Genomic DNA, 16,920 nt, shown 5'->3' with positions numbered 1-16,920 from the left:
TTATGGGAAAATTTCAAGTAATCGATCATCCATTGATCCAACACAAATTAACGATCATTCGTGATAAAAATTGTGGAACGAAAGTTTTTCGTGAAGTAGTGAATGAAATCGCGATGTTGATGGCGTATGAAGTTTCACGCGATATGCCGTTAGAAGATATCGAGATCGAAACGCCGATCACTTTATCTACTCAAAAAACTTTATCAGGAAAGAAAGTTGCAATTGTACCAATTTTACGTGCTGGTATCGGCATGGTAGATGGCATCTTAGAATTGATTCCCGCTGCAAAAGTAGGGCACATCGGAATGTTCCGTGATGAAGAAACTTTGGAGCCACATGAATATTTCTTCAAAATGCCAGAGGATATCGACAGCCGTCAATTATTCATCGTCGATCCAATGTTAGCAACAGGCGGTTCAGCGATCATGGCCATTGATTCATTGAAAAAACGTGGTGCTTCAAACATGAAATTTGTTTGCTTAGTTGCTGCACCTGAAGGCGTAAAAGTTTTACAAGAAGCACATCCAGATGTTGATATTTATACTGCTGCATTAGACGAGCAATTGAACGATCAAGGTTACATCGTTCCTGGTCTTGGCGATGCTGGCGACCGTTTATTCGGTACAAAATAAAAAAAGAAGCGAACCTGTCAAAAGGTTCGCTTTTTGCTTGGAAAACTAAATCTTTTTCATTTGTTTATAATTGATGACGACGACGCCATTGGAATGAGTAATCAAGTCTTCATTGTCTTTTTTCTCATCAATTTCAATGACTGCTGCGTTTTTCAATTGTTTAGCGACGACCCCGGTTTGGGATTCACCGCGAATAGTGAACATGACGTGTGTCTTGACGGGAAAACTTTTCCCAGCTTCGGAAGGATCAACGTGTGTTTCTATTTTGCCAAATGTAGCCATCTGTTTCGAACGCCTCCTTTTTTCACATACTTTATTTTAGCATATTTTCAAGTTTTTTTCATGTAATCGCTTTTTAAGAAGAATCTTACTTTACTTTTTCGGAGAAGTTTTCTATAATTTCACTTGTACGAAATGCCAGCTTAGCTCAGTTGGTAGAGCAACGCACTCGTAACGCGTAGGTCACAGGTTCGAATCCTGCAGCTGGCATTACTCATAAAAGTCGTCATATCAAAGTTCTATCTTTGATGTTGGCGACTTTTTGTTATTATCGGAAATAAATTCGGAAAAAAGTCCAAATATTTTGTTGAATTCTATGTTACCGTAAATTTACAAGATCTTTTCTGCGTGATTCATTTTTTACAAGCAAGGTTGAGGAGAATTATGAAAAAAATTTATACGTTTCATTTAGCGATATGGTTATATATTTTATTTATGCATTTCGGTCAAACGACCTTTTCTTTTATGGGACTGAATGTTTTTTTAGCATGGCTGCCGATTGTTTTTGTTCAGCTGTTTATGCAGCTGAGAAGTTCGTGGCGATGGATTTTTGTACCATTGTGGCTTTTATTTTTCCCAAATGTTCCTTATCTAATGACTGACTTATTTCATTTAGCTAGTTTAAGAATTTATCAGCCAGGCGGGCACTTTTTAATGGATATTAACGGTTGGTGGTCGTATCTTTTATTAGTGTTGCCAATAGTCTTAATGGTTTTTATCGGGATGGCACAAGTCTTCAAATTATTTTCAGCTATTAAACTGCGACTAGTGCAAAAATTTGGCAGTTTGCTGATATTATCGATTCTTTCCAGCATTGCTGTCTATATTGGACGTTTTGATCGGATTCATTCTATCGAGTTGCTGGTTCATCCATTGTCTGTATTTAAATTATTGGTAGGTAATTGGGATGTTGGAAAGCTTCAGTTTGTTTTAATGTTCAGTATTTTACAGCTGGGGATTTGGGGATTGATCTACTTTTTGAAGCAGGATCAGCAAGAAGAATAAAGATTTTACAAAGTCAGCCATGCTTGCTTTTCTTTAGGTAAAGAAGCGTCTATAATAAAGCGAGTATACTGGTGGAAAAGAGATGAACGATGGATAGATTAAAAAAGAATAATGATGACAGCCGGATTGATTACGGCGTCATTTTACCTGTTTTTATATTATGTTTGATTGGATTACTTTCCTTGTATGTTGCATTGACTCAAGATCCCAGAAATCCCAATGTTTTTCGCGGGCTTGCCATGCAGTCAGTTTGGTATTTGGTTGGGGCATTAGCAGTTGTTATTATCATTCACTTTGATGCAAAGCTTTTATGGCGCTTGACACCATTTTTATATGTGATCGGATTGGCCGTCATGTTGGCCTTATTGAAATACTATGATCCGACGCTTGCAGCTTCGACGGGTTCGAAAAACTGGTTTAAATTTGGTACTCTGACCTTTCAACCTTCTGAGTTAATGAAGATTGCATATATTTTGATGATGGCGTTGATTATTACGAAGCATAATGTAACGAATAAACTTCACAGCTTGAAAACTGATGCAATGTTGATAGGTAAGATGGTATTAGTTACGATTCCTGTATTAGGATTAGTCTTAGCGCAAAAGGATTTCGGGACGATGCTGGTCTTTTTAGCGATTTTTTCAGGGATGTTTTTGATGTCGGGGATTTCATGGTTGATTTTGGTTCCAACGCTTATTTTAGCAATTATTTTAGGTGTTAGTTTGATTTTTTTAGTTACGACAGATCCAGGGCGAGAGCTTCTAACACACATCGGATTTAAAAATTATCAATTTGCTCGGATTGATTCCTGGTTGGAACCTTTCCACGATCCTCAGGGAAAAAGTTTTCAACTCGCTCATGCATTGATGGCGATCGGTTCAGGCGGGATGCTAGGTACTGGTTACAACGTCAGTAATGTTTATGTGCCGGTTCGTGAGTCGGATATGATTTTTACGGTAATCGGCGAGAATTTTGGTTTCGTTGGTGGAGCTTTTGTGATTTTGCTCTATTTTATTTTGATTTATCGCATGATTCGGTTATGCTTTGACATGAATAATGAATTCTATGCCTATATCGCATCAGGAATTGTCATGATGATGCTGTTCCATGTCTTTGAAAATATCGGCGCGAATATCGGGCTGTTGCCGTTAACAGGGATTCCATTGCCGTTTATCAGTCAAGGTGGTTCATCGATTTTAGGAAACATGATCGGGATCGGCTTGATCTTATCAATGCGCTATCAAAGCGCGAATAAGAAACCTATTAGGAGGACACGCAGTGCTTAAATTTTATTGGTATCCAAAATGTTCGACTTGCCGCAAAGCAAAAGCTTGGTTAGACCAAGCGGGTATTGATTATGAAACGATTGACTTGGTTCAAGCAACACCTTCAGCAGATACTTTTGAAAAATGGCTGACCGCAAGTGAACTGCCTGTAAGAAGATTTTTCAATACAAGCGGCATGAAATATCGTGAGCTGGGTTTGAAGGATAAGATGGCTGATTTGTCAGTGAAAGAGGCCAGTGAATTATTAGCGAGTGACGGGATGCTGGTGAAGCGCCCATTGCTGATCAAAAATGATCAATTTTTATTAAATGGTTTTAAAGAGACAACTTACGAAGGAGCGTTTTAAATAAAATGAGTTACTTGAAGAAAAATGAAGGTCTATGGATTTTGCACAATGATAAAGATTATTGCATGGGATTAACGTCTGAAATGGCAGAAACACTTGGCGAAGTCACATTTATCTCTTTACCAAAAATCGGCCAGGCGGTTAAAGCTGGTGAGCCTTTATTAGAAATCGAGGCTGAAAAAGCGGTACAAGAATTTAAAAGTCCGCTAACGGGTGTGGTTTCCTCTGTTAGTGAAAAAGTGTCAGCTGATCCTGCAGCATTGAATGTAAAAGAAGAATTAGACGCATGGATTTTGTCATTGCGGGAAGTCGACGTAGACGAGTTTGAAAACTTATAAAGAAATTTTCATTTGATGTTTGACAGGATAAAATCTCCTTGATATAATCCTTTCATACACATGAGAAAGCGATGAAAAGAAAAGTACATCTGATTAAAGTACAAAGAGAGCTCCGGTATGCTGAAAAGGAGTTGCGGCAATGAGATGGAAAATGGTCTTTGAGCAGGATGGACGAAGCAGGTGCCAAGTCTATCACGGGAGTGCCCGTTACAGCACCTCAGTATGCGCATAAAGCAAGTACTGGCAGAGGTTGTGATCGTAAGGTCAGAACGAATTTTAGGTGGTAACACGGAAGTTAAAGCTTTCGTCCTAAGTGTACAAGCGTACACTTTTTAGGGCGGAAGCTTTTTTGTTTGTTCTGCTTTTCGCAATTTGTTCAGTCAATTAGTTTAGCAGAAAGCTGTCATGACGAAAAATTTTATTTTCGTGCATGGATAAAACGACAATGAGCCATCTAAAAGTTGTTCATTTAGGAGTAATAGAAAGGGAGTAAGAAGCATGGCATTGATTGAATTGAATCAAGTGGGAAAGAGCTTTGCCGGCAAAACTGGGCCGATCCACGCAGTCAATGGGATTGATTTGGCAATTGAAGAAAAGGATGTCTATGGCATCGTTGGTTATTCAGGAGCAGGGAAGAGTACGTTGGTTCGTCTGTTGAATGGACTTGAAACACCAACGGCTGGACAAGTCCTAGTGAATGGTGAAGATGTCGCGAAGTTGCAAGGCGCGACGTTAAGAACTTTTCGTAAAAAAGTTGGAATGATCTTCCAGCATTTTAATCTATTGTGGTCACGTACAGTGATCGAAAATATTCAATTACCGTTAGAATTAGCAGGTGTGGCAAAAGATCAACGACGTAAGAAGGCGGAAGAATTATTAAGTCTTGTCGGACTTGATGGTAGAGGGGATGCTTATCCTTCTCAATTATCCGGTGGACAAAAGCAAAGAGTCGGTATCGCAAGAGCATTGGCTAATGATCCAGACATTTTGCTTTGCGATGAAGCGACCAGTGCGTTGGACCCGCAAACAACGGAAGAAGTTTTAGAATTATTAGCGAATATCAATAAAAAACTAGGTTTGACGATCGTGTTGATCACACATGAAATGAATGTGATCCGCAAAATCTGCAACAAGGTCGCTGTGATGGAATTAGGAAAAATCGTAGAGGAAGGTTCTGTGCGCGAAGTTTTCCGCCATCCAAAACAGGAAGTGACCAAGCTTTTCGTCCAACAGGATCTTGAACCAAAAGCTGATCCATCCGATTTGCTGAAAGAGTTTGTCAAAGAAAATCCAGCGGGCACGTTAGCGACGCTGCATTTCGTAGAAGACAATGCGAATGAGCCAGTGGTCTCTCAGGCAATTCGTAATTTTCCAATCAATATCAGCATCGTTTACGGCAATATCGAACGGGCAACTGGAAATTCTTTCGGTACATTAACGGTTCAATTCACCGGGGATGCCGATAAGGTGGAAGAAGCCATCAACTTTATTGAAAGTCAACAAGTTGAAGTGGAGGTGCTGCATCGTGGATAAGAGTTTTTCTGAGACATATTTAAACTTCCAGCAGGTTTCGTTTGACACTTTGAAGGAAGCCATTAATGATACGTTGTTTATGACAATTATTTCAATGCTGATCGTATTTGTTCTAGGATTATTATTAGGTTTGCTGCTTTACTCATTGGGAAGAAAGCATTCTGCCGCTCGCAGTATTCTTTATGGGGCAGTTTCCATTCTCAGCAATATTTTCCGATCAACGCCCTTCATGATCTTGATGGTTTTGATTATTCCATTTACTAAAGCATTGGTTGGCACGATGTTGGGGGCCAAAGCGGCGATTCCGGCATTGGTTTTATCAGCGGCACCCTTTTACGCACGATTAGTTGAGATCGCCTTTCGCGAAGTCGACTCTGGTGTACTGGAGGCGGCAGATGCTATGGGAGCAAGCTACTTCCAAACGATCTACAAGGTTTTGATTCCAGAGAGTTTGCCAGCGTTGATCTCAGGATTGACGGTTACATCAGTGTCCATGATTGGCTTTACTGCAATGGCTGGTGCGATCGGAGCAGGCGGGCTGGGAGCTTTGGCTTGGCAAGAAGGGTATCAACGAGGAAATTACACCGTTACATTAGTAGCAACCGTGATTATTCTTATCATCGTATTCATCGTTCAAGGCGTCGGCGATTTTCTGACGAAGCGAACGGATAAACGCTAGCAATACAGGGAAAACAAGGATTATTATCGTTTAAATATAAATCAATTAAAACTATTAGGGGGAACTATCATGAAAAAGAAAATTTTAGGTTTTGCAGCAGCAGCATTATTAACAGTCGGCTTGGCGGCTTGCGGAAATGGCGACTCAGCTTCTTCTGACAGCAGCAGTAAAGAAAAAAATGACACATTAGTTGTCGGAGCATCACCAACACCACATGCTGAAATCTTAGAACACGTAAAACCATTGCTTGAAAAAGAAGGCGTAAAGCTGGAAATCAAAAAATTCGACGACTACGTTTTACCAAACAAAGCGTTAGCAGATGGAGATATCGATGCGAACTACTTCCAACACAAACCGTTCTTTGAAAAAGCAGTGAAGGAGAATGATTACAAATTTACCGATGCTGGTGCGATCCATATCGAACCAATGGGCTTATATTCTAAAAAAATCAAAGATATCAAAGATTTAAAAGAAGGCGCGACGATTATTACTTCAAGCTCTGAATCAGACTGGGGCCGAATCATTACGATCTTGCAAGATGCTGACTTAGTGAAGGTAAAAGATGGTGTAGATTTAGAAACAGCAACATTTGATGATATTGCTGAAAATCCTAAGAAACTGAAATTTGACCACTCGATCGACCCAGCATTGCTAGCAACAACTTACAGCAATGACGAAGGCGACCTAGTAGCGATCAATGCCAACTTCGCTTACGGTGCAGGCTTGAATCCGGTCAAAGATGCAGTGTTGCTTGAAAAAGATACGTCACCATACGCAAACATTCTTGCTGTTCGTACAGAAGACAAAAACGATGATCGTATCAAAAAATTAGTTAAAGTCTTGCATGAAAAAGACGTTCAAGATTGGATCTTGGAAAAATGGGATGGTTCTGTAAAACCCGTTGATAAGTAAAATGACTTCTTAACCTCAATACAATTTGTGTTGAGGTTTTTTTATTTAATACAAAAAGTTCAGTGATTATGATCTAAATCGATCATGATTGCTGAACTTTTTTAACGTTAAAAGACTTTTAAACCGAAAAACAGTCAAAATATTGAACGCTTTGGATAGCGATGCTATAGTTATCACCATAAACAGGAAAGCGCTATCCTAGTTGTGAAGGTAGGTTTTTATAGTGAAGTTGGTTGATTTAATGATGAGCGATTTGATTATTTTTGATGATTCAATTCGGTCAAAAGATGAGCTGTTTGAAAAACTGGGTCACATACTTGAAGAAAAGAATCGTGTGACAAAGGCTAAAAAGATAATCAAAGATTTGTATCGAAGAGAAGCAGAGACGTCTACAGGAATAGAAGCTGGTTTTGGAATTCCCCATGCAAAGAGCAAAGCGGTTTTGCAACCTACGATTTGTTTTGTGCATACAGGTAAGATGTCTGATTATGTCGGATTGGATGGGGAAAAAATTGAATGGGTTTTTGCAATTTTAGTTCCTCAAAAAACATCAGATATCCATTTGGAAATATTAAGTAATTTGTCACGAAAATTAATGAATGAGTCGTTTAGAGATCAGTTGAAGCATGCTGATAATGGGATTGAAGTATTAGAGATTATGAGTAAGGAGGAATCATCATGAAAATTATAGGAATTACGGCTTGTCCCACAGGGATTGCACATACGTATATGTCTGCCGAAAAATTGGAAGTAACAGCAAAAAGTTTAGGTCATGAAGCGAAGTTTGAAACTCAAGGTACAAAGATCGAAAATAAACTAACAACTGCTGAAATCGAGGAAGCGGATGCAATTATTTTAGCGGTGGATAAAGATATTGATACAAGCCGTTTTGCGGGTCGAAAAATTAAGCGCGTTTCAACTAGTCGAGCGATCAAAGAGCCTGAAAAGGTAATTGAGGAAGCATTGGAAAACATTGGAACTACAGAAATTTCTTTAGATAAGAAAAAGAATGGGCAAGAGCAAAAAAGCGGAATCTACAATCACTTTATGAATGGCGTCAATTACATGCTGCCTTTCGTAATCGCAGGCGGGATCATTATTGCATTGAGTTTTGCTTTTGGAATCACAGCTTCTGATCCAAAATCGGATGACTATAATGCTCTCGCAGGGGCATTGTCAACGATTGGGGGAGGAACAGCCTTTGCGATGATGGTACCAGCACTAGGAGCTGGGATTGCTAGTTCAATTGCTGGAAAAGCAGGTTTTGCACCAGGGATCGTTGCAGGATTGTTGGCTGCTAATGGTGGTTCAGGATTCTTAGGCGGGATGATCGGCGGTTTATTAGCCGGCTACATGACCGATCTTTTAGCGAATAAAATCAACGTTAAGCAGCAATTAGCAGCTATTTATCAACTGATCGTTGTTCCATTAGTGTCTATTCTAGTCATTGGTTTAGCGATGGTGTTCTTGATTGATAAGCCGATTGCTTGGGTATTGGATGCTCTGACTAGCTGGTTGAACGGTTTAGGAAATACTTCGGGACTTATGTTTGGATTGTTGATCGGTGTCATGATGGCAGCAGATATGGGTGGACCGATTAATAAGTCAATTTCAACTTTTTCGATCGGCTTAATGTCGGCTGGTGTTAATGCGCCAATTGCCGCTTGTATGGCAGCTGGGATGACGCCACCTCTAGGGTTAGCTTTAGCGACAATTTTATTCAAAAATAAGTTCACGAAAGAAGAACGAACTTCAGGACAGTCTTGTTGGATCTTGGGAGCGTCTTACATTACTGAAGGAGCCATCCCATTTGCGGTAGCCGATCCGATTCGAGTGATTCCTAGTTTGATGCTAGGTTCAGCAACGGCTGCGGGAATATCCATGGCAGCAGGTGTTACTTCAATGGCACCTCATGGAGGAATCTGGGTCATGTTGATTCCAAATGTAATGAATAACCTGCCGATGTACTTATTGGCAATTGTGGCAGGGACTTTGGTAACAGCAATAGCGGTTGGCTTATTGAAAAAGCCAGTAACTGTTGATGATAATAAAATGATTAATGAGGTGGAAATGTAATGTTGTATACAATGAAGGATTTATTGAAAGTTGCTAAAGAGAATCAATTTGCTGTACCTGCATTCAATATTTGCAGTTATGATATGATGAAGGCCATCATGGAGGAAGTCGAGGCACAAAACGCGCCTGTGATTCTAGAGATACATCCTGATGAAATTGCTTATTTAAATGATGAATTTGTGGCAGCAGCTAAAGACTATGCCCACAATAGTAAAGTACCTGTTGTTATTCACATGGATCATGGCGGTTCAGTTAAGGATGTCATGCGGGCAATTCGAAATGGGTATACATCTGTGATGATCGATGCTTCAACACAAACTTTTGAGGACAATATGAGTTTAACGAAGGAAGTTGTAAAATTAGCTCATGATGTGAATGTCTCAGTCGAGGCTGAATTAGGAACGATTGGTAACAACGGTTCAGCAGAAGGGGGATCGGCTAATATTATTTACACTGATCCTAATCAAGCAGAAGAATTTGTGAAAGAAACAGGTATTGACACACTTGCTGTCGCAATCGGAACCGCTCATGGACTCTATCCAAAAGATATGACACCGAAATTGAATATTGAACTATTAAAAGAGCTGAATGAACGCATTGATATTCCTTTTGTTTTGCATGGAGGCTCAGGCAATCCTGATTCTGAAGTTAGCGAAGCAGTAAAATACGGCGTGGCAAAAGTTAACTTGAGTTCAGATCTAAAGAGTGTCTTCTTTGATGCTTTGAGAGAGGTTCTAACTAAAAATCCGAAGATGTATGAACCTGGAGACGTCTTCCCAGAAGCGAACGACAAAGTTAAAGAAGTTGTCAAACATAAGTTGCACGTTTTGAATACTATCGGAAAAGCTGAATTATATTAATAATAAAGACAGAACTTTCAATTTTTTTGAGAGGGCTGTCTTCTTTTCCTTTAAAGAAGTTATAATTGGATCAAGCGAAAGGTAAGCAGAGGGGGAGAAGAATGTTAAGTGCGATTGAAGATCGGCAGCAGCAGATCGTTAACTATTTAAAAGTTCATCAGTTTGCAACTGTCGCAGATTTGATTGAGTTGGTCAACTATAGTGAGGCTACTGTGAAAAGAGATTTAGTTTTGCTGGAAGAAAGCGGATTGATTAGACGAACTCGCGGCGGTGCAATGATTATTGATAACAAGAAGATCGATGTTCCCTATTTAATGAAAGTTACGCGTTTAAACGAAGAAGATAATAAACAATATATTGCGGATGTGGCGGAGACTTTGATTAAGGATGACATGGTCATTTTTATGGACTCCAGTACGACAAGTTTGCATTTGGTAAAAAATCTTAGTAGGTTCGATGGCTTACAGGTCATAACTAACGGTGTCCTGACCGCTGCGATGTTGAGTGAGTTTACGACAGCACATGTATCGGTGTTGGGTGGTTCAATAGTGCCTAAACGTGCGACGATCAATGGATCAAAAGCATACAATGACATTTTGACCTATAATGCGGACATCGCTTTTATTGGTTGTCGCGGACTAGATTTTGATCATGGAGTGACTGAGACACATGAAGGAGAAGCGCTAATCAAAAAGGCCTTCCGCAGACAAGCGAATCATGTCGTTGTATTAGCAACAGAAGACAAGCTGGATCATAAGTATATGTATCAAGCAATCGCTTGTCATGAAATCGACTATCTGATTACGGAGAAGCCTTTGCCAGAGGAAAAAATAGCTAAGTTAAACCATCATCATATCAAGTGTTTATATTAATAAGCGAAAAAATGCTGGAAGAATTTTTCTTTCAGCTTTTTTTATATCGTTAACATACTTGTTAGTATGAAAAAAGAAGTTTTAATAAGAAGCCTATTCTTGATACACTAGAAGAAAATAAGTCGTATGAAGAAGGAACAGTTTTGAGATGGAAGTGTATATCAAAATTTGAGGAGGACAACATATGAAACTAGAAGGTCAATGTCTTTGTGGAAAGGTACATGTTACTATTCCAAAAATTGCTGAAGAAATCACCGTCTGTCATTGTCACATGTGTCAACAATTTTTCGGCGGGCCGTTTATGTCGTTGGCCGGAGTTTTACCGGAGGACTTCACTATTATTGGAGAAGATCAGATTCAACGGTTTATGTCTTCGGAGTGGGCGGAGCGAGGGTCCTGTAAAAAATGCGGCAGCAGTTTGTTTTATCACAGCTTAGCTGATAATGAGTATTATTTTCCAGCGGGCTTATTTGATGAGCTGGATCAGGCTAAATTAACTGAAGAGATTTTTTATGATCAGAAGCCGGCTTTCTTCCATTATAAAGAAGCAACTGAAAAGTTAACGGAAGAAGACTTCCTGCAAAAACTTTTTACTGATTCGCAATAGTTGGAGCCCTAGGAAACAAATTTATAATTATTCTAAATAAAGGGCTGTTTTTTAGAAGAAAATGGGTGAATCGGTTTGTATTCCATTCTCATTTAGTCTAAAATATGTGAGAACGAGAAAAAAATTTTGGAGGTACTTTCATGTCAGTTTTAGAAATCAAAGACTTGCACGTTGCCATTGACGATAAAGAAATTTTAAAGGGTGTAGACCTTGTGATGAAAACGGGAGAAATCCATGCCATCATGGGACCAAATGGTACGGGTAAATCGACTTTATCAGCGGCGATCATGGGAAACCCAAACTATGAAGTCACAAAAGGCGAGATCCTTTTCGATGGTAAGAATATTTTAGATTTAGAAGTTGATGAACGCGCACGTCTAGGCTTGTTCTTAGCGATGCAATATCCAAGTGAAATCCCAGGGATCAGTAATGCTGAATTCATGCGAGCAGCCATCAACGCTCGTCGCGAAGAGGACGATAAAATCTCTGTAATGCAATTCTTGAAAAAATTAGATAAAAAAATGGAATTGTTGAACATGCCGGAAGAAATGGCGGAACGCTATTTAAATGAAGGTTTCTCTGGCGGGGAAAAGAAACGGAACGAAATTCTACAATTATTAATGATCGAACCAACATTTGCGATCTTAGATGAAATCGACTCAGGTCTGGATATCGATGCGTTGAAAGTTGTTTCTAAGGGAATCAATGAAATGCGCGGCAAAGATTTCGGTGCTTTGATCATTACTCATTACCAACGTCTATTGAACTACATCGTACCGGATGTGGTGCATATCATGATGGATGGTCGAGTAGTCTTGACTGGCGATGCAGAATTAGCAAAACGTTTAGAAGCTGAAGGCTACGCAGGCATCTCTGCTGAATTAGGTATCGATTACAAAGAAGAAGTTTAGGAGGGCAAGATAGATGAAAAAATGGACAGAATATCTTGAGGCCGTCAAAGCTTACTCAGCGGAATGGGCCGAACCTCAATGGATGACCGACTTACGTGTCAACGCGTTGAATAAAATCGACGAGCTGCCTTTGCCGGTAATTGAAAAGGTAAAATTCGCTCGTTGGAATCTTTATAATGTAAAACCGGAACATCAAGAAGCGTCAGGAACGATTCCCAGCTTCGACCAAATGAACGACAATCCTATGATCGTGCAAGCTGGTGAAACAACTGTGTTCGAACAAATTTCACCAAAACTTGCTGACCAAGGGGTGATCTTCACCGATTTGATCACAGCGATGCAGGAACATCCTGAACTAGTCAAAGAATACTATATGCAAAAAGCAGTGCCCGTCGAAGAAAATTCATTGACTGCATTGCATGCGGCATTCATGAATAATGGTGTTTTCTTATATGTACCAAAAAATGTTGTGATCGAAGAACCAATTGAAAGTTTATTCATTCATAACGGGGATGCTGAGGCGCATTTCTTCAAGCATGTTTTGATCGTGGCAGAAGACAACAGTGAATTTTCTTACTTGGAACGCTTCGAATCACAAGGCGATACGGCAAAGAAATTATCTGGTAATGTTGTCGTCGAAGTGATCACGAAACCAGGTGCACGGGTGAAATTCTCAGCGGTTGATTCATTAGGTGCGAATATCGCAACGTACATGAACCGTCGCGGCTACTTGATGCGGGACTCAATGATCGATTGGGCAATCGGGATCATGAATGACGGCAATGTGATTGCAGACTTTGATTCTGATTTAGTCGGCGAAGGCTCTCATTCAGAAGTGAAGATCGTTGCAATTAGTGACGGCAAACAAATCCAAGGAATCGACACTCGCGTAACGAATAAAGCTCCTCATACGATTGGGCATATTTTACAGCACGGGGTTATTTTAGATAAATCGACCTTGACCTTCAATGGAATCGGGCATATCTTAAAAGGGGCAAAGGGTGCCGATGCACAACAAGAAAGTCGTGTATTGATGCTGTCTGAGAAATCTCGCGGTGATGCCAATCCGATTCTTTTGATTGATGAAAATGAAGTAACTGCTGGGCACGCGGCCAGTGTTGGTCGGGTCGATCCGGATGAACTCTTCTATTTAATGAGTCGCGGGTTAGAACGCGCGGCGGCGGAACGTTTAGTTATTCGCGGATTTTTAGGACCTGTTATTACTGCTATTCCAGTCAAAGCCACTCAAGAGCAACTGATCGCGACGATCGAAGGGAAGTTGAGTAAATAATGAGGGATTTTTCTACTATTAGAAAAGATTTTCCGATTCTTTTCCAAGAAGTAAATGATGAACCACTTGTTTATTTAGACAATGCGGCAACGACACAAAAGCCGACACAAGTCTTGGATGTGTTGCGCCATTATTATGAGAATGACAATGCCAACGTTCACCGCGGCGTGCATACTTTAGCCGAACGGGCGACAGAAGATTATGAGAATAGTCGGGAAAAAGTCCGCGCCTTCATCAATGCGAAGGAAACAGCTGAAGTTTTGTTCACTCGGGGAACGACTACTGGATTGAATTGGTTGGCACGCAGCTATGGCGATGCTTTTATTAAAGAGGGCGATGAGATCGTCATTTCGTATATGGAACATCATTCCAATATTATTCCGTGGCAGCAATTAGTCGAACGCAAAGGCGCGACATTGCGTTATCTGCCATTGACGGACGAAGGCTTTATCGACATGATAGCCGCTAAAGAAATTATCAATGAAAAAACAGCGATCGTCTCATTGGCATACGTATCAAATGTCCTTGGTGTCATCAACCCAATCAAAGAATTGGCTGAGATGGCTCATGCGTATGATGCCGTGATGATCGTGGACGGTGCCCAAGCAGCACCGCATATGACAGTTGATGTCCAAGCGTTGGATGCGGACTTCTTTGCCTTTAGCGGGCATAAGATGTGCGGACCAACGGGAATCGGTGTATTATATGGCAAACGCAATTGGTTGGAACAAATGGAGCCAGTAGAATTCGGCGGTGAAATGATCGACTTCGTAAATCTTTACGATAGTACGTGGAAAGAACTGCCATGGAAATTCGAGGCCGGCACTCCGAACATTGCGGGGGCGATTGCTCTAGGCGGTGCGATTGATTACTTGAACGAAATCGGTATGGAGAATATCCACCATTACGAACAAGAATTAGTCGCGTATGTCTTACCTAAATTACAGGAAATCGGCGGTGTCACTATTTATGGACCGCAAGATCCTGAACAGCATACCGGCGTGATCGCCTTTAATCTGGATGGTATCCATCCCCATGATGTGGCGACCGCTTTAGATATGGAAGGTGTCGCTGTGCGAGCAGGACATCATTGTGCTCAACCATTAATGAATTATTTGAATCTGCCAGCGACGGCGCGGGCCAGCTTCTATTTCTACAATACGAAAGAAGATGCGGACCGTTTGATCGAAGCAATCCAGGCGACGAAGGAGTTTTTCAAAGATGGCGCTATCTAAATTAGACAATTTATATCGGCAGGTGATCTTGGATCATTCCTCTCACCCACATCATCGTGGCAAGCTGAGTGATTCTACGCAAACGATCGAGATGAACAATCCGACCTGCGGCGATGTGATTGAACTTGAATTGATCGTCAAAGATGACGTGATCACGGATATTGCATTTTCCGGCAGCGGCTGTTCGATTTCAACCGCCAGTGCTTCCATGATGACCGATGCGGTGATTGGAAAGCCTGTCTCAGAAGCAGAACATTTAGCGGTGATTTTTGCTCAAATGGTTCAAGGCAATGAGATCCCTGAAAAAGATGAGGAAGCATTGGGAGATGCGGCGATGCTTAGCGGTGTCGCAAAATTCCCAGCCCGCATCAAATGCTCAACACTTGCTTGGAAAGCTCTAGGCAAGGCTTTGACCAGCGAACAGGGAAAAGCTCGCGAAGGGCAATATCATAAAGAATAGGATGCCAGTTGCGAGTTCCACTTCGTATTTTTAATACGTTAGTGGAATCGTATGCCAACGACAATAAGAAAATTTGTTTAAAATTTTCACCTTTCTATTAGAGTTGGCGCCTCTTTTCGCCTCGAGAACTGTTTAGAGGAATGACATACGGCATAAATACATTAATAAGAATAAGGAGCGGGAATACATGAGTGTACCTGAAATGCAAGAGGAATATCAATTTGGCTTCCACGATGATATCGAACCGGTCTTTACGACTGGTGAAGGTTTATCAGAAGAAGTCATTCGTGAAATCTCCAACGCAAAAGGAGAACCCGAATGGATGTTGGATTTCCGTTTAAAATCCTTAGAAACATTCAGAAAATTAGACATGCCCGGTTACGGACCTGATTTGTCCGAACTGGATTACGATAAAATCAATTACTTCATTCGTTCAAGTGACAAACCAGCTCGCGATTGGGATGATGTACCAGAAGAAATCAAGACAACCTTTGAACGTTTAGGGATTCCCGAAGCAGAACGGGCATACTTGGCTGGTGCTTCTGCCCAATACGAATCAGAAGTGGTGTACCACAACATGAAAGACGAGTTCACTAAATTAGGGATCGTCTTTACCGATACAGATTCAGCGTTGAAGGAATATCCTGAATTATTCAAAGAATACTTCGGGACATTAGTTCCTCCGTCAGACAACAAATTGGCAGCGTTGAACTCAGCTGCTTGGTCAGGCGGAACCTTCATCTATGTACCAAAAGGTGTGCAAACGGAGATTCCGATCCAGTCTTATTTCCGAATCAATTCGGCAAATACCGGACAATTCGAACGTACATTGATCATCGTGGACGAAGGCGCAAGTATCAACTATGTAGAAGGCTGTACCGCACCAACGTACTCTTCAGATAGCTTGCATGCCGCAGTCGTAGAAGTTTTTGTTAAAAAAGATGGCTACTGCCGCTACACTACGATCCAAAACTGGTCAAACAACGTATACAGCTTGGAAACTAAACGTGGACAAGCCCAAGAAAACGCGACAATGGAATGGGTCGATGGCAACTTAGGTTCAAAAGTAACCATGAAATACCCAAGTGTCTATATGGAAGGCAAAGGCGCGCGCGGTACAATGCTATCGATCGCTGTAGCCGGTAAAAACATTGTGCTAGATAACGGTGCTCGTATGATCCATAATGCACCAAACACATCCAGCTCGATCGTTTCAAAATCCATCGCCAAAGATGGAGGTGCGGTAGATTACCGCGGAACCGTCCGCTTCGGCCGGAACAGTGCTGGTTCATTCAGCCATATCGAATGTGACACGATCATCATGGATGATCAATCAAGTTCGGATACGATCCCTTATAATGAAATTTTGAATGGAAATGTTTCTTTAGAGCATGAAGCGAAAGTTTCAAAAATCTCCGAAGAACAATTGTACTATTTAATGAGTCGCGGCATTTCTGAGCAAGAGGCGACTGAGATGATCGTTATGGGATTCGTTGAACCATTTACGAAGGAATTACCAATGGAATACGCTGTGGAGCTAAACCGTCTGATTCAGTATGAGATGGAAGGCAGTGTGGGGTAATCCGATTTTTATCGCT

The 16,920-nt window shown here is 40.9% G+C and carries 19 protein-coding genes, 1 tRNA gene and 1 other annotated feature; of the genes, 19 read left to right on the top strand and 1 reads right to left on the bottom strand.

Translation table 11 applies throughout. The features are described from left to right. Positions 1-2 precede the first annotated feature (2 nt). The gene (gene upp / locus FFR60_RS05965; protein WP_088933136.1) at positions 3-632 is read left to right on the top strand and encodes a uracil phosphoribosyltransferase; all 630 of its coding nucleotides are present in this window, start codon (positions 3-5) and stop codon (positions 630-632) included. Between the two features lie 45 nt (positions 633-677). Here the strand turns inward: upp and FFR60_RS05960 are convergent, their stop codons facing one another. After that, positions 678-914: a hypothetical protein gene (locus FFR60_RS05960; RefSeq protein ID WP_088933135.1), complete on the bottom strand. Its 237-nt coding sequence runs from the start codon at positions 912-914 to the stop codon at positions 678-680. A gap of 134 nt (positions 915-1,048) precedes the next feature. Here FFR60_RS05960 and FFR60_RS05955 point away from each other — a divergent pair. The 18 genes from FFR60_RS05955 (at position 1,049) to sufB (ending at position 16,904) form a co-directional block, all read left to right on the top strand. Then, positions 1,049-1,121: transfer RNA gene (locus tag FFR60_RS05955), tRNA-Thr, on the top strand. A 174-nt stretch (positions 1,122-1,295) separates the two neighbouring features. Then, positions 1,296-1,916: a DUF1361 domain-containing protein gene (locus FFR60_RS05950; RefSeq protein ID WP_137663447.1), complete on the top strand. Its 621-nt coding sequence runs from the start codon at positions 1,296-1,298 to the stop codon at positions 1,914-1,916. 89 nt (positions 1,917-2,005) lie between these two features. Further along, a complete protein-coding gene (locus FFR60_RS05945) occupies positions 2,006-3,202 on the top strand; it encodes an FtsW/RodA/SpoVE family cell cycle protein (RefSeq protein WP_088933133.1) in 1,197 nt (398 codons plus the stop codon). After that, positions 3,195-3,548: an arsenate reductase family protein gene (locus tag FFR60_RS05940; RefSeq protein WP_088933132.1), complete on the top strand. Its 354-nt coding sequence runs from the start codon at positions 3,195-3,197 to the stop codon at positions 3,546-3,548. Before FFR60_RS05945 ends, FFR60_RS05940 begins: the two co-directional genes overlap by 8 nt. Positions 3,549-3,553: 5 nt before the next feature. Beyond that, positions 3,554-3,886: a glycine cleavage system H family protein gene (locus tag FFR60_RS05935; RefSeq protein ID WP_088933131.1), complete on the top strand. Its 333-nt coding sequence runs from the start codon at positions 3,554-3,556 to the stop codon at positions 3,884-3,886. 62 nt (positions 3,887-3,948) lie between these two features. Beyond that, positions 3,949-4,201: a binding site (T-box leader), on the top strand. A 183-nt stretch (positions 4,202-4,384) separates the two neighbouring features. After that, positions 4,385-5,419, top strand: coding sequence for a methionine ABC transporter ATP-binding protein (locus FFR60_RS05930; RefSeq protein ID WP_088933130.1), 1,035 nt, complete (start codon positions 4,385-4,387; stop codon positions 5,417-5,419). Beyond that, a complete protein-coding gene (locus tag FFR60_RS05925; RefSeq protein ID WP_088933129.1) occupies positions 5,412-6,098 on the top strand; it encodes a methionine ABC transporter permease in 687 nt (228 codons plus the stop codon). The genes FFR60_RS05930 and FFR60_RS05925 overlap by 8 nt, the downstream gene beginning before the upstream one ends. A 69-nt stretch (positions 6,099-6,167) precedes the next feature. Continuing rightward, a complete protein-coding gene (locus tag FFR60_RS05920; protein ID WP_088933128.1) occupies positions 6,168-7,010 on the top strand; it encodes a MetQ/NlpA family ABC transporter substrate-binding protein in 843 nt (280 codons plus the stop codon). Positions 7,011-7,233: 223 nt separating this feature from the next. Then, positions 7,234-7,692, top strand: coding sequence for a PTS sugar transporter subunit IIA (locus FFR60_RS05915; protein ID WP_137663446.1), 459 nt, complete (start codon positions 7,234-7,236; stop codon positions 7,690-7,692). After that, complete coding sequence (locus FFR60_RS05910; RefSeq protein WP_137663445.1) at positions 7,689-9,086, top strand: PTS fructose transporter subunit IIC; 1,398 nt, start codon at positions 7,689-7,691, stop codon at positions 9,084-9,086. The genes FFR60_RS05915 and FFR60_RS05910 overlap by 4 nt, the downstream gene beginning before the upstream one ends. After that, positions 9,086-9,946 carry a ketose-bisphosphate aldolase gene (locus FFR60_RS05905; RefSeq protein ID WP_137663444.1) on the top strand — a complete coding sequence of 287 codons (861 nt, stop codon included), beginning with the start codon at positions 9,086-9,088 and terminating at the stop codon, positions 9,944-9,946. Before FFR60_RS05910 ends, FFR60_RS05905 begins: the two co-directional genes overlap by 1 nt. 101 nt (positions 9,947-10,047) lie before the next feature. Continuing rightward, positions 10,048-10,818, top strand: coding sequence for a DeoR/GlpR family DNA-binding transcription regulator (locus FFR60_RS05900; protein ID WP_137663443.1), 771 nt, complete (start codon positions 10,048-10,050; stop codon positions 10,816-10,818). 184 nt (positions 10,819-11,002) lie between these two features. Beyond that, positions 11,003-11,425, top strand: a complete 423-nt coding sequence (locus FFR60_RS05895) for a GFA family protein (RefSeq protein WP_137663442.1) — start codon at positions 11,003-11,005, stop codon at positions 11,423-11,425. Between the two features lie 140 nt (positions 11,426-11,565). Then, positions 11,566-12,336 (top strand): Fe-S cluster assembly ATPase SufC, encoded by a 771-nt coding sequence (gene sufC / locus FFR60_RS05890; protein WP_088933124.1) that lies wholly within the window; start codon positions 11,566-11,568, stop codon positions 12,334-12,336. Positions 12,337-12,349: 13 nt separating this feature from the next. Continuing rightward, entirely contained in the window at positions 12,350-13,627 is a 1,278-nt protein-coding gene (sufD, locus tag FFR60_RS05885) for a Fe-S cluster assembly protein SufD (protein WP_137663441.1), read from the top strand. After that, positions 13,627-14,862 carry a cysteine desulfurase gene (locus FFR60_RS05880; protein WP_137663440.1) on the top strand — a complete coding sequence of 412 codons (1,236 nt, stop codon included), beginning with the start codon at positions 13,627-13,629 and terminating at the stop codon, positions 14,860-14,862. Before sufD ends, FFR60_RS05880 begins: the two co-directional genes overlap by 1 nt. Further along, a complete protein-coding gene (sufU, locus tag FFR60_RS05875; protein ID WP_088933121.1) occupies positions 14,849-15,322 on the top strand; it encodes a Fe-S cluster assembly sulfur transfer protein SufU in 474 nt (157 codons plus the stop codon). The genes FFR60_RS05880 and sufU overlap by 14 nt, the downstream gene beginning before the upstream one ends. A gap of 187 nt (positions 15,323-15,509) precedes the next feature. Next, positions 15,510-16,904, top strand: a complete 1,395-nt coding sequence (gene sufB, locus FFR60_RS05870; RefSeq protein WP_137663439.1) for a Fe-S cluster assembly protein SufB — start codon at positions 15,510-15,512, stop codon at positions 16,902-16,904. Positions 16,905-16,920 lie beyond the last annotated feature (16 nt).

Origin of the sequence: Enterococcus hulanensis, from assembly GCF_005405485.1 — a bacterium.
Classification (GTDB): domain Bacteria; phylum Bacillota; class Bacilli; order Lactobacillales; family Enterococcaceae; genus Enterococcus_A; species Enterococcus_A hulanensis.
Note: the sequence above shows the minus strand (reverse complement) of the source record. Positions and strands in the feature narration are given on the sequence as shown.

Excerpts from the sequence above, each read along its gene's own strand:
- sufB (WP_137663439.1), top strand. The coding sequence starts at position 15,510 with ATGAGTGTACCTGAAATGCAAGAGGAATATCAATTTGGCTTCCACGAT.
- FFR60_RS05895 (WP_137663442.1), top strand. The coding sequence starts at position 11,003 with ATGAAACTAGAAGGTCAATGTCTTTGTGGAAAGGTACATGTTACTATT.
- sufC (WP_088933124.1), top strand. The coding sequence starts at position 11,566 with ATGTCAGTTTTAGAAATCAAAGACTTGCACGTTGCCATTGACGATAAA.
- FFR60_RS05945 (WP_088933133.1), top strand. The coding sequence starts at position 2,006 with ATGGATAGATTAAAAAAGAATAATGATGACAGCCGGATTGATTACGGC.
- FFR60_RS05900 (WP_137663443.1), top strand. The coding sequence starts at position 10,048 with ATGTTAAGTGCGATTGAAGATCGGCAGCAGCAGATCGTTAACTATTTA.
- sufU (WP_088933121.1), top strand. The coding sequence starts at position 14,849 with ATGGCGCTATCTAAATTAGACAATTTATATCGGCAGGTGATCTTGGAT.
- FFR60_RS05905 (WP_137663444.1), top strand. The coding sequence starts at position 9,086 with ATGTTGTATACAATGAAGGATTTATTGAAAGTTGCTAAAGAGAATCAA.
- FFR60_RS05935 (WP_088933131.1), top strand. The coding sequence starts at position 3,554 with ATGAGTTACTTGAAGAAAAATGAAGGTCTATGGATTTTGCACAATGAT.
- upp (WP_088933136.1), top strand. The coding sequence starts at position 3 with ATGGGAAAATTTCAAGTAATCGATCATCCATTGATCCAACACAAATTA.
- FFR60_RS05930 (WP_088933130.1), top strand. The coding sequence starts at position 4,385 with ATGGCATTGATTGAATTGAATCAAGTGGGAAAGAGCTTTGCCGGCAAA.
- FFR60_RS05960 (WP_088933135.1), bottom strand. The coding sequence starts at position 914 with ATGGCTACATTTGGCAAAATAGAAACACACGTTGATCCTTCCGAAGCT.
- FFR60_RS05920 (WP_088933128.1), top strand. The coding sequence starts at position 6,168 with ATGAAAAAGAAAATTTTAGGTTTTGCAGCAGCAGCATTATTAACAGTC.
- FFR60_RS05950 (WP_137663447.1), top strand. The coding sequence starts at position 1,296 with ATGAAAAAAATTTATACGTTTCATTTAGCGATATGGTTATATATTTTA.
- sufD (WP_137663441.1), top strand. The coding sequence starts at position 12,350 with ATGAAAAAATGGACAGAATATCTTGAGGCCGTCAAAGCTTACTCAGCG.
- FFR60_RS05910 (WP_137663445.1), top strand. The coding sequence starts at position 7,689 with ATGAAAATTATAGGAATTACGGCTTGTCCCACAGGGATTGCACATACG.
- FFR60_RS05880 (WP_137663440.1), top strand. The coding sequence starts at position 13,627 with ATGAGGGATTTTTCTACTATTAGAAAAGATTTTCCGATTCTTTTCCAA.